General features: G+C 68.7%; 13 protein-coding genes. 3 read left to right on the plus strand and 10 right to left on the minus strand.

The features are described from left to right. Nucleotides 1-37: 37 nt before the first annotated feature. The 6 genes from ACTOWK_RS14685 to ACTOWK_RS14710 form a co-directional block, all read right to left on the minus strand. Complete coding sequence (locus tag ACTOWK_RS14685) at nt 38-1,003, minus strand: NAD-dependent epimerase/dehydratase family protein (RefSeq protein ID WP_441330868.1); 966 nt, start codon at nt 1,001-1,003, stop codon at nt 38-40. 114 nt (nt 1,004-1,117) lie between these two features. After that, complete coding sequence (locus tag ACTOWK_RS14690) at nt 1,118-1,549, minus strand: hypothetical protein (protein ID WP_441330869.1); 432 nt, start codon at nt 1,547-1,549, stop codon at nt 1,118-1,120. 343 nt (nt 1,550-1,892) lie between these two features. Next, complete coding sequence (locus ACTOWK_RS14695) at nt 1,893-2,810, minus strand: ParB/RepB/Spo0J family partition protein (protein WP_057916203.1); 918 nt, start codon at nt 2,808-2,810, stop codon at nt 1,893-1,895. Continuing rightward, nucleotides 2,807-3,625, minus strand: coding sequence for a ParA family protein (locus ACTOWK_RS14700; protein ID WP_441330870.1), 819 nt, complete (start codon nt 3,623-3,625; stop codon nt 2,807-2,809). Before ACTOWK_RS14700 ends, ACTOWK_RS14695 begins: the two co-directional genes overlap by 4 nt. Before the next feature lie 339 nt (nt 3,626-3,964). Continuing rightward, nucleotides 3,965-4,630 (minus strand): 16S rRNA (guanine(527)-N(7))-methyltransferase RsmG, encoded by a 666-nt coding sequence (gene rsmG / locus ACTOWK_RS14705; RefSeq protein WP_441330871.1) that lies wholly within the window; start codon nt 4,628-4,630, stop codon nt 3,965-3,967. A gap of 235 nt (nt 4,631-4,865) precedes the next feature. Further along, a complete protein-coding gene (locus ACTOWK_RS14710) occupies nt 4,866-5,477 on the minus strand; it encodes a 4'-phosphopantetheinyl transferase family protein (RefSeq protein WP_441330872.1) in 612 nt (203 codons plus the stop codon). Between the two features lie 204 nt (nt 5,478-5,681). On the opposite strand from ACTOWK_RS14710, the gene ACTOWK_RS14715 reads away from it, so the two are divergent. After that, complete coding sequence (locus tag ACTOWK_RS14715; protein WP_441330873.1) at nt 5,682-7,067, plus strand: AMP-binding protein; 1,386 nt, start codon at nt 5,682-5,684, stop codon at nt 7,065-7,067. Between the two features lie 326 nt (nt 7,068-7,393). Beyond that, the gene (locus ACTOWK_RS14720; protein ID WP_031370668.1) at nt 7,394-7,669 is read left to right on the plus strand and encodes a GlsB/YeaQ/YmgE family stress response membrane protein; all 276 of its coding nucleotides are present in this window, start codon (nt 7,394-7,396) and stop codon (nt 7,667-7,669) included. A gap of 236 nt (nt 7,670-7,905) precedes the next feature. Here the strand turns inward: ACTOWK_RS14720 and xth are convergent, their stop codons facing one another. The 4 genes from xth to ACTOWK_RS14740 all read right to left on the minus strand — a co-directional run bounded on the left by xth (nt 7,906) and on the right by ACTOWK_RS14740 (nt 12,944). Further along, the gene (xth, locus tag ACTOWK_RS14725) at nt 7,906-8,673 is read right to left on the minus strand and encodes an exodeoxyribonuclease III (protein WP_441330874.1); all 768 of its coding nucleotides are present in this window, start codon (nt 8,671-8,673) and stop codon (nt 7,906-7,908) included. 16 nt (nt 8,674-8,689) lie between these two features. Beyond that, nucleotides 8,690-10,069, minus strand: coding sequence for a hypothetical protein (locus ACTOWK_RS14730; RefSeq protein WP_441330875.1), 1,380 nt, complete (start codon nt 10,067-10,069; stop codon nt 8,690-8,692). Between the two features lie 52 nt (nt 10,070-10,121). Then, nucleotides 10,122-11,558, minus strand: coding sequence for a coniferyl aldehyde dehydrogenase (locus tag ACTOWK_RS14735; protein WP_441330876.1), 1,437 nt, complete (start codon nt 11,556-11,558; stop codon nt 10,122-10,124). A 111-nt stretch (nt 11,559-11,669) separates the two neighbouring features. Beyond that, on the minus strand, nt 11,670-12,944 hold the full coding sequence (locus tag ACTOWK_RS14740) for a hypothetical protein (RefSeq protein ID WP_441330877.1): 1,275 nt from the start codon (nt 12,942-12,944) through the stop codon (nt 11,670-11,672). Between the two features lie 147 nt (nt 12,945-13,091). Between ACTOWK_RS14740 and ACTOWK_RS14745 the strand changes: the two genes are divergently transcribed. After that, a complete protein-coding gene (locus tag ACTOWK_RS14745) occupies nt 13,092-13,634 on the plus strand; it encodes a gamma carbonic anhydrase family protein (protein WP_441330878.1) in 543 nt (180 codons plus the stop codon). Nucleotides 13,635-13,638 lie beyond the last annotated feature (4 nt).

Here is a 13,638-nt window from a genome sequence, read left to right on the forward strand (position 1 = left end):
GCCGCGGCTGCGACAGCCGCCAGAACCGGGCATCGGCTCAGGCACGCTCGCCGAAATAGCCGCGGCACCACTCGACCACCCGGGGCAGGCCGAGCTCGATCGAGGTGCTCGGCTCGAAGCCGAAAGCCGCCTGGGCGCGGCCGGTGTCGGCCATGGTTTCGATCATGTCGCCCGGTTGCATCGGCTTGTAGACCTTCTCGGCGTTGCGGCCGGCGGCCTGCTCGATCACCGCGATGAAGCGTTCCAGCTCGACCGGGGTGTGGTTGCCCAGGTTGAACACCCGGTGCGGCGGGTCCTGGTCCGAGGGGTGTGCGAGCGCGCCGAGCACGCCGGCGACGATGTCGTCGATGTAGGTGAAGTCGCGCCGCATCTTGCCGTGGTTGAACACGTCGATCGGACGTCCGGCCAGGACCGCGCGCGAGAACAGCAAGGGCGCCATGTCGGGCCGGCCCCAGGGGCCGTAGACGGTGAAGAAGCGCAGGCCGGTCGCGTGCAGGCCGTAGAGGTGGGCGTAGGTATGCGCCATCAGCTCGTTGGCGGCCTTGGTCGCGGCGTACAGCGAGCGCGGCTGGTCGATGCGCTGGTCTTCGGAGAACGGCGGCGTGGCCGAGTCGCCGTAGACCGAGGAGGAGCTGGCGTAGACCAGATGCCGCACCTGGCGGTGCCGGCACAGCTCGAGCAGATTGACGAAGCCGGCCAGGTTGCTGTCGACGTAGGCGTGCGGATGGGTCAGCGAATAGCGCACGCCGGCCTGGGCGGCCAGGTGGATCACGCGCTCGGGCCGCACTTCGTCGAACAGCGAGGCCAGGCCGTCGCGATCGCCGAGATCGAGAGGGCGGATGTCGACGTCCGGACACAGCGCGGCGACGCGGTCGCGCTTGAGTTGCCGGTCGTAGTAGTCGTTGTAGTTGTCGAGGCCGACCACCGCTTGGCCTTGCGCGCGCAGGGCGCGACAGACGTAGGCGCCGATGAAGCCGGCTGCGCCGGTGACGAGGAGGGTCATGGGAACTGCGACGGGGTAGAGAAGGGGAAGCTTGCCCGACTATCGATGAACCGATGTCGGAGGGATGTCGTAACGCCCGCGGCCGTGGTGCCGTGGGCGTTGCGATGGCGCCGCTTACTGGACTGCGATATGCCGCGACAGGCCGAACGCCTCATCGAGCTGTTCCTGGCTGCTCGCATCGATCCAGACATACACCTTGACCTTGCTCTTGGGCTTGGCGCCCGGCAGGTTGACCTGGGTTTCGCGCGAATACGGACGCGCGTTGTTGACGGTCGGCTTCTTGAACCAGGTCACCGCCTGGGTGCCGACGGTGCCCTTCTCGGCGCGCGCCTTCTTGCCCGGCTTGAAGCTGCGCTGGCCGAGGTACACGCCCAGGCCCGAGCCGGCGCCGAGGCTCGACGGCAGTTCGAGGTAGCAGATGGTGTAGTTCGCGCCTTGGCGTTCGCCCCATTTCAGGCTGGGGTCGCTGAGTTCGGGGCAGGTGCCCGACTGTGCGAAGGCCAGGGCCGGTGCCAGCAACAAGGTGGCGGCGGCAATCCATTTCATACGAATCTCCTTTCGGTGGTGTCGGTATTGGCGGTCGAACGGCGGGCGGTCGAACGGCGGCGCGGTGCGTCCGGCCAAGATGGACGCAGCATTTTAGTGGATCGATCCGGCCCTGCCGCCGTAAAGCGTCACAGGACGGCCCCGGTTCGTCCCCGCAGGCTATGCCGGACGAATCGAGCCGGTGCTCGACTCGCCGCGACGGCAAGCCATGGCGGGCGGCGTTGGGTCAGGCGCTTGCTTGAGGGTAGGTGCGGCGCGTGACGCGACCGCGAACCTGCCGGTGTGGGTCGTCGGAGGCCGGCAGGGTGCCGCGGCCAGCGCGGCGCGACCCGCCAGGCGACGTTTACGCTTCGACCTTGCCGCGCAGCCGTTCCAGCACGCCTTCGAGCGAATCCAGGTCGGTGTAGTGGATGACCAGGCGGCCCTTGCCGCCGCGGCCGTGCAGCACGTTGACCTTGGTGCTCAGCGATTCGGACAGCTCGCGTTCGAGGGTGACGATGTCGGCCTGCGGCTTGGCCTTGGCCGGCTTGGGCTTGCCCGACACCGGCACCTTGCCGGCGGCGAGCTGCTGCACGCGGTGTTCGACGTCGCGCACCGACCACTGGTTTTCGGCGGCCTGGCGGGCGAGCGCGATCGCCGCCTGCGGGGCGAGCGTGAGCAGGGCGCGCGCATGGCCCATCTCGAGGGCGCGGGTTTCGACCAGGATGCGGATCTCGCTCGGCAGTTCGAGCAGGCGCAGCAGGTTGGACACCGCCGCGCGCGAACGGCCGACCGCTTCGGCGGCCTGGGCGTGGGTGAGGTCGAATTCGTCGATCAGCCGCTGCAATGCGGTGGCTTCTTCGAGCGGATTGAGGTCTTCGCGCTGGATGTTCTCGATCAGCGCCATCGCGACCACGGTGCGGTCGTCGACTTCGCGGATCACCACCGGGATCACGTCGAGCCCGGCCAGGCGCGAGGCGCGCCAGCGGCGTTCGCCGGCGATGATCTCGTAGGTCTTGCCGCCCTTCTCGCCGATTTCGCGCACCACGATGGGCTGGATCACGCCCTGGGCCTTGATCGACTCGGCCAGCTCGGCGAGCTTGTCCTCGTCCCAGTGTTTGCGCGGCTGGTACTTGCCGGGACTCAGCGAGTCGACCGGCAGGTTGCGCAACAGATCGCCGGGCTGGGCTTCGACCAGGGTCGGCGCTTCGGCGGCGGCCTTGGGGCCGAGCAGGGCTTCGAGGCCGCGGCCGAGGCCGCGCTTCTTGGCAGGGTGACTCATGCCGGGGTCTCCGCAGTGGCGGCGTGCGCGGCGGCCTTGGCGGCCTGGTCGCGTTCGCGCTGGCGGCGCAGCACTTCGCCGGCCAGGCCCAGGTAGGCGATGCCGCCGCGGCTGGCCTTGTCGTAGCCGACGATGCTCTGGCCGTGGCTCGGGGCCTCGGCCAGGCGCACGTTGCGCGGCACGATGGTCCGGAACACGCGGTCGCCGAAGTGGTTGGTGAGTTCGGCCGAAACCGCGTTGGCCAGGTTGTTGCGCACGTCGAACATGGTGCGCAACACGCCTTCGATTTCGAGTGAAGGATTGAGGTTGGCCTTGAGCGCTTCGATCGTGTCGACCAGCGCGCTGAGGCCTTCGAGCGCGTAGTACTCGCACTGCATCGGCACGATGATCGAATCGGCCGCGGTCAGCGCGTTCAGGGTCAGCAGCGACAGCGCCGGCGGGCAGTCGATGATGATGAAGTCGTAACTGCCCCTCAGCGGCGCCAGCGCGCGCTTGAGCCGTTGCTCGCGCGCGTCCTGGCCCATCAGGGTGATCTCGGCCGCGGTCAGGTCGATGTTGCCGGGCAGCAGGTCGAAGTCCTCGGGCGCCCGCACGATCGTGGCGGCGGCGTCGGCCTCGCCGAGCAGGACATCGCAGATCGAGTCCTCGAGCTGGCGCTTGTCGATACCGCTGCCCATGGTCGCGTTGCCCTGCGGGTCCAGGTCGACGAGCAGGACACGCTTGGGCGTGCGCGCGAGCGCGGCGGCCAGGTTGACGGCGGTGGTGGTCTTGCCGACCCCGCCTTTCTGGTTGGCGACGGCGATGATGCGGGCCATGCGGCTCGTCCCCTGCTGTAACGATGAGATGACATGAAGGAGGACGGCGTCTGGCGCCGGCCGGACTGGGGATTATGCCCCAGTCTTACCTCGGGACTCGGGACTGGGGACTCGTCGGTCGGGACTCGGGACTTGGGACTCGGGACTCGCAAGCCGGGACTCGGGGTTCGGGACTCGGAGGTGTGGATGGCGCTTTGCCGTTAAGGCGATCTGCCGGATGCGCCGCCTCTGCTTCATTCGAGTCCCGAGTCCCGAGCTTCGCTTTGCCGTTAAGGCGACTCGCCAGGCGGCGCCGCCTTTGCTTCACCCCGAGTCCCCAGTCCCGAGTCCCGGACCGCGTCACTCCGAGTCCCGCCGCCCAACGACCACCATATGCCGCTCGGCGGCCAGGCCCGGCACCCGCATCGGTTCGACCGAACGGACGCTCCAGCCGGCCGGCAGGGCGGCGATCTCCTCGTCCGGACGCACGCCCTTCATCGCCAACAGCACGCCACCGGGCTTGAGCAGGTGGCCGCCGAGTTCGAGGATCAGCGGCAGGGTCGCCAGGGCGCGCGCGGTGATCGCGTCATAAGCGCCGGGTTCGGCGAAGGCCTCGATCCGCGACTCGGCCACGCGCGCGTCCTTCAGCCCCAGTTGGCGCAAGGCCTCGCGCATGAAGCGGGCTTTCTTGCCATTGCTCTCGACCAGGGTCACGCGCAGGCCCGGTTTGACGATGGCCAGCGGGATGCCGGGCAGGCCGGCGCCGGTGCCCAGGTCGGCCAGGGCGCCGCCGCGACCGGCGAGCGCGTCGACGTAGGGGTGCATGGCCAGGGAGTCGAGCAGGTGCTTGCCGACCATCTCGTGCGGGTCGCGCACGGCGGTCAGGTTGTAGGTGCGGTTCCAGCGCGCGAGCAGGGCCAGGTAGTCCAGCAGGGGCGCGGACAGGGCCGGATCGAGGGCGAGCGCCGACAGGCCGGCTTCGAGCTCGCTGCGCAGCCCGGGCGGTAGGGAGACGGGGTTATTCATCGGCGACAGTATCGCCGATGGGCCGAGCCGGGCGCAGCCATGAGCGCTGGGCGGGGTGTCCGAACGATGGCTGCGGTGCCGGTCGCGCCGGCGCTGCAAGGGCGCGGTCGCGACTTGCGTCGCTCCTACCCTTTGGATGCGTCGTCTCGGGGTAGGAGCGGCGCAAGCCGCGACCGCGAAACCGCGACCGCGACGAAACTTCGAAGTCGACGTTCAGGCGCGAACGCCGCGTCGTCTACTCCGCCAACGGCCGCCACGCCAACGCGCCCAGATACCCCGGTGCCGGCTCGATCTCGCGCAGGCTCCATTGCTCGGCCCGGCCCAGTGCCGGATCGCATTCGACCAGGTGCAACCGCTCGTCGCGCTCTTCGAAACGCAGCTTGTCGAGGCCGAACGACAGCCCGTGGCCGTGCGCCTTGAGCACCGCCTCCTTCGCGCACCATAAGCGCAGGAAGGCGCGGTCGCGGTCGCGATGCGCGCGCAGCCAGTCGGACTCGCGGCCGGTGAAGAAACGCGCCGACACTTCCAGCGCGCGCGGCCGCCGTTGCAGGCGCTCCAGGTCGACGCCGACCTGCGCCCGATGGGCCAGCGCGACCAGCAGGCGCTCGCCGCTGTGGCTCCAATTGCAGTCGTAACCCTGGTGCGGCGGGTCCAGGTGCGGGCGCTGGCGGTCGTCGCGGGTCAACGACAGGTCCGGGTCGCCGAGCTGCCCGGCCAACCAGTCGCGCGCTTCGGGTTCGGCCGGACGGCCGTGCCGATGCGCCAGCCAGGTCCAGCGCACATCGTGGCCGTCGGAGCGTTCCGAATACGTATCGACAAGCGAAGGTGAATGGCCGGACAGGGACATGAACAGGTGTGCTTTGGCCTCCTACAGGCCGGTCAGCGTAAGCTAAACCCTGGGGTACGGGTTCATGGCGACGACACGGCGCGGGGGCGCGGTGCGGTCGCGCTGAAACGCGGCGAAGGTCCGGACGGACCCTCAGCTGCCGATCAGGCGGGCCCGGGCAAGTTGCGATATTGGAAACGGCCGTGCGGCCGCGGGAATTTATTGATGTCAGCGGTTATCGATCCGAGCCTTGTTCCGTTCAGCCAGGATCCTGCATCGCCCGGCGGCGAGTCGTTCGCGCTCGTCGCGGGTGCGCCCGGACGCGCCTTGGCCTTCGGGCCGGACGGCGTCGTCGATCGCGCGGGTTTCGAGGCCGAGGTGCGGGCGCTCGCTGCGACGCTGCCGGCGGCCGAGTACGCGGTCAACCTGTGCGAGAACCGCTATCGCTTCCTGGTCGCGTTGTGCGCGGTGGCCTTGCGCGGACAGAGCAATCTGCTGCCGCCGTCGCGCGCGCCGGCGGTGGTCGACGATGTCCTCGCGCGTTATCCCGACAGCTACTGCATCGGCGATCTGGCCCTCGATCCGCTGCCGCCGCGTTATCTGCGCCTGCCGACCGACTTGCCGCGCGACGCCGGCGAGGCGCCGACGGCGCAGGCCGCCGCGCTGCTCGCGATCGGCTTCACTTCCGGCAGCACCGGCCAGCCCAAGCCCAATGCCAAGACTTGGCAGGCCTTCCGCACCAGCACTGCGCAGAATCTGAGCGCGCTCGGCGACCTGCTGCGTGCCGATGAGGTCACCTATCTGGTCGCGACGGTGCCGCCGCAGCACATGTACGGTATGGAAATGTCAGTGCTGCTGCCCTTGCTCGGCCCGGTCGCGGTGCACGCCAATCGGCCGTTTTTCCCGGGCGATGTCGCGCGTGCGCTCGGCGATGCGCCGACCCCGCCGTTGCTGGTGACCACGCCGGTGCATCTGCGCGCACTGGTCGAGTCCGGCGTCGAACTGCCGCCGTTGGCCGGCATCGTCTCGGCGACCGCACCGCTGCCGGTGGAGCTCGCGGTCGCGGCGGAAACGCGCTACGGCTGCGAAGTGCGCGAAGTGTTCGGCTCGACCGAAACTTGCGTGTTCGCCCGCCGCCGCACTGCGCGCGAAGCTGCATGGACGCCGTTGCCCGGCGTGCGCGTATGCCCGCAACCCGACGGCACCGCGATCCATGCGCCGCATCTGGCCGAGCCGGTGGTGCTGGCCGATCTGATGGAAGTCGAGGCCGACGGACGTTTCGTGTTGCGCGGGCGCAGCGCCGACTTGCTGGAGATCGCAGGCAAGCGCGCCTCGCTCGGCGACCTCACCCGCAAGCTGCTCGCGATCGAGGGCGTGGTCGATGGCGTGATGCTGCAACTCGATGCCGCCGACGCCTTCGGCGTGCGCCGCATCGCCGCCTTGGCGGTCGCGCCGACGCTCGACGAAGCCGAGATACTGCAGGCCCTGCGACAAAGCATCGACCCGGTGTTCCTGCCGCGTCCGCTGCGCCGCGTCGATGCCCTGCCGCGCAACGAAACCGGAAAGCTGCCGCGCCATGCGGTCGAGGCGATGCTGCGCGACGCCGAGTGAGCGCGCCGCAAGACGCCTGAAACTGGAAAACCGGAGTGGCTTCGCGCGGAACCGATGCGAGCCAGGCCGGATCGATGCCGGCCATCGGCGAATCGCGACGTTCATCGGGAGAAGCGAAACGTCGCCGCCGCGGCCCTGTGAACCATACCCAGGCGCAGTGTGCTTTTGGCCTTGTATCGCAGCGTTTTCTTCACATTCCTAAGTGCGGTTTCTGACGTCGCCGTCACGTGCGCCGATTCATGCTTCCTGTGCCCCCGAACGAGGGACAGCGATCGCATTACGCATCGTGTCGCCTTGGGCTCATCAGAATCGCTAGGAGAACGCACATGCTCGGTATCATCATTTGGCTGGTAGTAGGCGGCATCATCGGTTGGATCGCCAGCATGATCATGAAGACCGATGGTCAGCAGGGTCTCTTCCTCAACATCATCGTCGGCATCGTCGGCGCGTTCCTCGGCGGTTGGCTGGGCGGCGTGCTCGGCATCGGCGCCGGTACCATCAACAGCGGTGCGTTCAGCCTGTCCGGATTGTTGCTGTCGCTGGTCGGCGCGATCGTTCTGCTCGCGATCGTGAACCTGTTCCGCCGCGGACGCGTGCGTTAAGCGCTAACGTTGCCGCAACAAAAAAGCCCGGCTTCGGCCGGGCTTTTTTGTTGCGGGACTCGGGACTCGGGACTGGGGACTCGTTAACAGCGCTGAAGCGATGCTTGCATCAAGCCACAAGCTTTTTATGCTCTTTCCCGAGTCCCGAGTCCCGAGTCCCGAGTCCCGAGTCCCGAGTCCCGAGTCCCGAGTCCCGAGTCCCGAGTCCCGAGTCCCGAGTCCCGAGTCGCACCCCCTCAAGCCAACTCCACCCAAGCCGGGGCGTGATCGCTCGGGCGGTCCCAGGTGCGCGGTTCGCGGTCGATGCCGGCGCCGGTGCAGCGGGCGCGCAGCGAGTCGGAGATCAGGGTCAGGTCGATGCGCAGGCCGAGGTTGCGACGGAAACCGGCCTGGCGGTAGTCCCACCACGAGAACTGGCCTTCTTCCTGGCTGTGCAGGCGATACGCATCGTGCAGGCCGAGCGATTGCAGGCGCTGCAGGGCTTCGCGCTCGGCGGTGGAGGTCAGGATGTGGTGCTCGTTCCACACCGCCGGGTCGTGGGTGTCGCGCGCTTCCGGTGCGATGTTGAAGTCGCCGAGCACGATCAGGTCCGGATAGCGCGCGAGCTCGTTCTGCAACCAGTTGTGCGCGGCGTCGAGCCAGCGCAGCTTGTAGGCGTACTTGTCGGTGCCCACGTCCTGGCCGTTGACGACGTACAGATTGACGATGCGCAGGCCGCCGACGGTGGCGGCGATGACGCGCTTTTGCTCGTCGTCGAAACCGGGGATGCCGATCTGCACCTCGCTGGCGCTTTCGCGCGAGAGGATGGCGACGCCGTTGTAGGTTTTCTGCCCGGCGAACACGCTGCGGTAACCGGCGCCGACCAGCGCGGTGTCCGGGAAGCGCGTGTCCTCGAGCTTGGTTTCCTGCAGCGCGACGATGTCGGGAGCGAACGTGCCGAGCCACTGTTCCAGATGCGGCAGGCGCACGTTGAGCGAGTTGACGTTCCAGCTGACGATTTTCATGGCGGCAAGTGTAGCCTCAGCGCCGCTCGCTGTCGGCCTCGCTGGTCTCGTTCATGCCGGCCTGGCGGTCGTTCGCGGCCGCGCCCTCGGCGTTCTTCGCGGCCGGATCGGGCCGGTCGTCGCGGGCCGGCGCAGCCTGGTCCGCAGCGTCGGGCGGACACAGGGCGTGGTGGATGCGCGCCGCCGCGGCGACGCGCGCGGCCGAGTCGGCGAGCGTGGGCCGGCGTTCGGATTCGCTGAGCTCGAAGGCCGCGCAGGGCTTGCGCACGTGTTCGGACCGGCGCGGGTCGGCGCCGGCGATGCGCAAGGCTTCGACCAGTTCGGCCGGCACCGCCGGGTCCGGGCCCCGGTCGAGCAGTTCGGACAGTTCATAGCTCAGGTGCGACAGCGCATCCACGCCTTCGCTTCGACCGGCGCCCAACATCGCCGCGAACTCCGGGTCGGCGGCGATCAGTTCCTGCAGCATCGCCTTGGAGCGCAACGCGCGCAGGGCGACATTGCGCTGTTCCTCGCTGAAGCCGAAACCGGCTTGCAGCCACTGGCGCAGGCCGGCGTCGTGCCAACGCTTGAGCACGGCGTCGGCGGGGTCGCGCGCGGCGCTGCAACTGCCGGTGTCGCCGCGATAGTCGGAGGCGAGCAGCAGCGGCCGCGCTGCATCGGGCTGTTCCAGAGTGCGGCGCCACAGGCCGGCCCAGGCCGGGAACCGTGCGGGCTCGTCGCGTTCGCTCAGGTAATGCAAGGCGACCAGCAGCGCCGCCTGTTTCTCCTGGCGCGGCCAGGTGCCGTCGACGACGGCCGCGGCGGCTTCGAGCAGATCCGCGCTGGGCACGGCCTCGCCGTAAGCGTGATCGTCGAACCATAACCAGCGCTCGAAGGTGTAGGTGGCGCCGCCGCCGAACGCGCACAACGCTTTCGGCGCGCTGAAGCCGTCCGGCAAGGCCCGCAGCGCCTCGCGAATGCGGGCGTGGTCGTGGCTGCGCACGGTCGCGACGAAGGCGGCGTAGCGCGCCTTCTTGTCGTCGAAGGCCTGGACCCGGCGCGCATTGGTCAGGTGAAAACTCAGCGGTAACGCGAACACCGCGATGACCGCGCCGATCGCCACGCCGAGCAAGGCCTGTCCGATGCGCCGGCTCAGCCCGCCCCAGATCAACACCGGCAAGGGCACCAGCAAGGCGACGAGCGCACCGATCAGGAGGGCGTCGGAGTAATCCCAGAAATCGGCGGTTTCGGTGCCGCGGGTCAGTACCACCCAGATCAGCCAGGCGCCGGCGGCGAGCGGATAGGCTGCGAGTGCGATCCAGAACACCGCGCGGCTGCGTCGGGCGCCCGGCGTTGCGGTGGGCGGCGGCGCCGAAGGCGGTGCATCGTGCGGTAAGGGTGGAACTGAGCCTGCCATGGCATGCGATCCGTAGTGAGCTCCGACCCGGCATGGGTCGGAGCGAGGCCGGCTATTTCGCCAGCCAGCGGATCATCGCATCGATCTTGCCGCGGTATGGCGGCTTGAGCAGGTCGCTGGCGGCGAGGCGGCGCTGGTGGAACACCGGCAGCAGCTTGCTGAAGGTGTCGAAGCCGTTGCGGCCGTGGATGGCGCCGATGCCGCTCGGGCCGATGCCGCCGAACGGCAGGTCGTGGGCGCCGAAATGCAACAAGGTGTCGTTGACGGTGACGCCGCCGGCCAGGGTTTGGGTGAGGATGCGTTCGATCTGGGCGCGGTCGTGGCCGAACGGGTACAGCGCCAGCGGCCGGTCGAGCGCATTGATGCGGGCGATGGCTTCGTCGAGGCTGCGGTAGGACAGCACCGGCAGGATCGGCCCGAAGATCTCGTGCTGCATGACCTCGGCGTCGGCGCCGGGGTCGATCACCAAGGCCGGCGGGAAGATGCGTTCGGCCACGCGCTGCTCGCGCGGCGCGCTGTCGGCGAAGGGCTCGACCACGTCGAGGCCGCGCGCGCGGGCGTCGTCGAGGTAACCCGACAAACGCGCGTACTGACTGTCGTTGATGATGCGGGTGTAGTCCTGCGGCGCGACCAGGTCGCCGTAGCGCTCTTTCAATTGCTTGAGCAGGGCCGCGACCAGTTCGTCGCGGCGCGCCGCGTCGACCAGCACGTAGTCGACGCCGATGCAGGTCTGGCCGGCGTTGAACCACTTGCCGCTGGCGATGCGCGCGGCGGCGCGTTCGATCGGATAGTCGGCGCAGATCAGCGCCGGCGCCTTACCGCCGAGTTCCAGGGTCACCGGGGTCAGGTTAGGCGCCGCTGCGGCCATGACCTTGCGCCCGACCGCGGTCGAGCCGGTGAACAGCAGGTGGTCGAACGGCAGCGCCGAGAACGCCGCGCCGATCTCGGGGCCGCCGAGCGCCACCGCGACGCGATCCTCGGGGAACACCTCGGCGAGCAACTCGCGCAGGAACTGGGCGGTGCGCGGGGTGTGTTCGGACGGCTTCAGATAGACGTGGTTGCCGGCGGCGATCGCCGACACCAGCGGCACCAGCGCCAGGTTCACCGGGTAGTTCCACGGCGACAGGATGCCGACCACGCCGACCGGTTCGGGACGGATTTCGGCGCGCGCCGGCCAGAAGCGCCAGCCGACCGCGGCCCGGCGCGGGCGCATCCAGCGGCGCAGATGGCTCAGGGCGTGGTCGATCTCGGCCAGGGTGATCATCGCCTCCGAGAGCAGGTTCTCGTGGCTGGAGCGATGGCCGAAATCGGCACGGATGGCCGCGTCCATCGCCGCGCTGCGAGCGCGGAAGGCATCGCGCAGACGCAGCAGGTCGGCGCGGCGTTGAGCGTAGTCGGGTTTGTGCGCCTGCCAGGCGGCGCGCAGGCGTTCGCGGGTGGCGGCGAGTTCGGTCGTGGCGGTCGTGGCGGTCGTGGCGATCGTATCCATACGCCGCAGTCTAGTCGGGTTGGGGCACCCGGCGCGCGGGCGGCAGGGGACAGCCGTGGGGGGCGAATCGGCCGTTGCAGCGGCTATCCGATTAGCTCAGGCGGTGGCCGATCAAATTTTGGCCGGCGCTCCGGGACAAAGCACGGCGCGCATCTGGCCGACAGCGACGATGCGTTCCGGGCGATCCGGCATGTGACCCGGAAGGGGGTGCACCTGCATGCGTTGGTACAGCGCCTCGGTGCGTTCGAACGCAGCGCAAGCGTTCCGTCCATAGGCGTCAGGCTTGTCCAGGCGTGCCCCGGCGGCGATCAGGGTGCGAGCCAGGTCGATCGAGGTTTCTGGCGCATCGTTCAGATTGTTGGAGAAACTCACTGCAGCCAGGTGAGCCAGCAACTGCGTCGCCGGCCAGACACCATCGTCGGCGAGAGGTCGAGGGTGCTCGCTCACCGCCAGCAGGAGGGCCAGTGACTTCGCCGAGCCCACCGAGTTCAATTGATCGCGCAACTGCGTGTCGCTGAGCCGGAAGCCTGCGTCACGCAGCGGTTCCAGAGTGCTGTGCCCCCAGTGTCCGAACAGCCCCATCGTCAGCGTGCCATCGAAACAGGCTGCGTTGTTCGGGAAGTAAGCGCGCTGGTCTTGTTTGGACAGCCGCCTCCATTCGATCCGGGTCGATGCCGGGTCTTCCAGGGTCATGCGCCACAGTTGCAGCCACCGCGGAAACTGGTCGAAGGCGTCGCGCTTGTTCAATACGCTCAGCAGCGCCACCAGTGCGGTCTGGCGATCCTGGCGTGGTGCGGGGGCCGCAGCCAGCACCTCGGCGGCGAACATCAGTTGCGGCAGCGACAGATCGGGGGCTTCGCTGTGCAGCCGGCTGCTCAGGTAGTCCTTGCCGGCGGCCTGGGTCGCCAGTCGGCACAGTGCCGCCGGTGGCGGCAGCGCCTGCAGGTCTGCGTAGGCGCGGGCGACGGCAGCGCGGTCACCACGTTTGACCGCCGCCGCCAGCGGTCGGTATTCGTCTGCCTGCGCCTCCAGGTGCCATTCGCGCACCTCGTCCTCGACGACCCCGGTCAACCAGAACAGGCCGATCGCCAAAACGATGGAGATCATCACGCCCGTGAATGCCGATCCCAGCGTCGTCGCCCAACTGCGGTTGATGCATGCGGCTACGAATGCGACCGGCAAGACCATCGCCAGGAGGAGTAGTTGCAGGAAGAGCCAACGCAGTTCGGCCACGGGCTGGGTAAAGGACGAGCCGAGCAAGAGCCCGATCAGGCTGATCAGCAGGGTCAGCCCGATCGGTAACCCAAGCCAGATGGCGCCGCGCCGCGCGTCGGCGCTCCGGTACGCCTCGTCGTCGGGTGGGGGCGGGCAGGTCGGGTCGTCCATGTAGGTCCTGAACTTGCGCTCGGGCGGCTGCGATCGCCGCCTCGGCCGTCCACGGACGGCACCTGCCATTACAGCGTGGCCGCATCCGTTTGGATACGGCCAGATGATCGCAGGCCAATCCGCCTCCGTCGCGCCTACAATGCACGCATGAGCCTACGTCCTTATCTCGACAAGTTTCCCACCCTCGGCGAGCGCGTCTACGTCGATCCGGCCGCGACCGTGATCGGCGAGGTCGAGCTCGGCGACGACGTTTCGATCTGGCCCGGTTGCGTGGTCCGCGGCGACGTCAATTCGATCTCGATCGGTGCGCGCACCAACGTCCAGGACGGCACCATCGTCCACGTCACTCACGAAGGCCCGTATACCCGTCCCGGCGGCCTGCCGACGGTCATCGCCAACGACGTCACCATCGGCCATGGCGCCATCGTCCATGCCTGCACGATCGACGAGTTCGCCCTGATCGGCATGGGCGCCAAGCTGCTCGACGGCGCGCGCGTGTCGCGCTACGGCTTCGTCGCCGCCGGCGCGGTGCTTTCGCCGGGCAAGATCGTCGGCGAAGGCGAGCTGTGGGTCGGCAATCCGGCCCGTCTCGCGCGTCGCCTCAGCGACCGCGAGATCGAACAACTGCAATACAGTGCACAGCACTATGTGCGGCTCAAGGATCGTTACCTGGGCATGCTGTCGGGCTAGTCGC

The organism is Lysobacter sp. CA196 (assembly GCF_052078695.1).
Lineage (GTDB): Bacteria > Pseudomonadota > Gammaproteobacteria > Xanthomonadales > Xanthomonadaceae > Lysobacter.

Coding starts and splice junctions, on each gene's coding strand:
- ACTOWK_RS14685 (WP_441330868.1), bottom strand. CDS start 1,003: ATGACCCTCCTCGTCACCGGCGCAGCCGGCTTCATCGGCGCCTACGTC.
- ACTOWK_RS14690 (WP_441330869.1), bottom strand. CDS start 1,549: ATGAAATGGATTGCCGCCGCCACCTTGTTGCTGGCACCGGCCCTGGCC.
- ACTOWK_RS14695 (WP_057916203.1), bottom strand. CDS start 2,810: ATGAGTCACCCTGCCAAGAAGCGCGGCCTCGGCCGCGGCCTCGAAGCC.
- ACTOWK_RS14700 (WP_441330870.1), bottom strand. CDS start 3,625: ATGGCCCGCATCATCGCCGTCGCCAACCAGAAAGGCGGGGTCGGCAAG.
- rsmG (WP_441330871.1), bottom strand. CDS start 4,630: ATGAATAACCCCGTCTCCCTACCGCCCGGGCTGCGCAGCGAGCTCGAA.
- ACTOWK_RS14710 (WP_441330872.1), bottom strand. CDS start 5,477: ATGTCCCTGTCCGGCCATTCACCTTCGCTTGTCGATACGTATTCGGAA.
- ACTOWK_RS14715 (WP_441330873.1), top strand. CDS start 5,682: ATGTCAGCGGTTATCGATCCGAGCCTTGTTCCGTTCAGCCAGGATCCT.
- ACTOWK_RS14720 (WP_031370668.1), top strand. CDS start 7,394: ATGCTCGGTATCATCATTTGGCTGGTAGTAGGCGGCATCATCGGTTGG.
- xth (WP_441330874.1), bottom strand. CDS start 8,673: ATGAAAATCGTCAGCTGGAACGTCAACTCGCTCAACGTGCGCCTGCCG.
- ACTOWK_RS14730 (WP_441330875.1), bottom strand. CDS start 10,069: ATGGCAGGCTCAGTTCCACCCTTACCGCACGATGCACCGCCTTCGGCG.
- ACTOWK_RS14735 (WP_441330876.1), bottom strand. CDS start 11,558: ATGGATACGATCGCCACGACCGCCACGACCGCCACGACCGAACTCGCC.
- ACTOWK_RS14740 (WP_441330877.1), bottom strand. CDS start 12,944: ATGGACGACCCGACCTGCCCGCCCCCACCCGACGACGAGGCGTACCGG.
- ACTOWK_RS14745 (WP_441330878.1), top strand. CDS start 13,092: ATGAGCCTACGTCCTTATCTCGACAAGTTTCCCACCCTCGGCGAGCGC.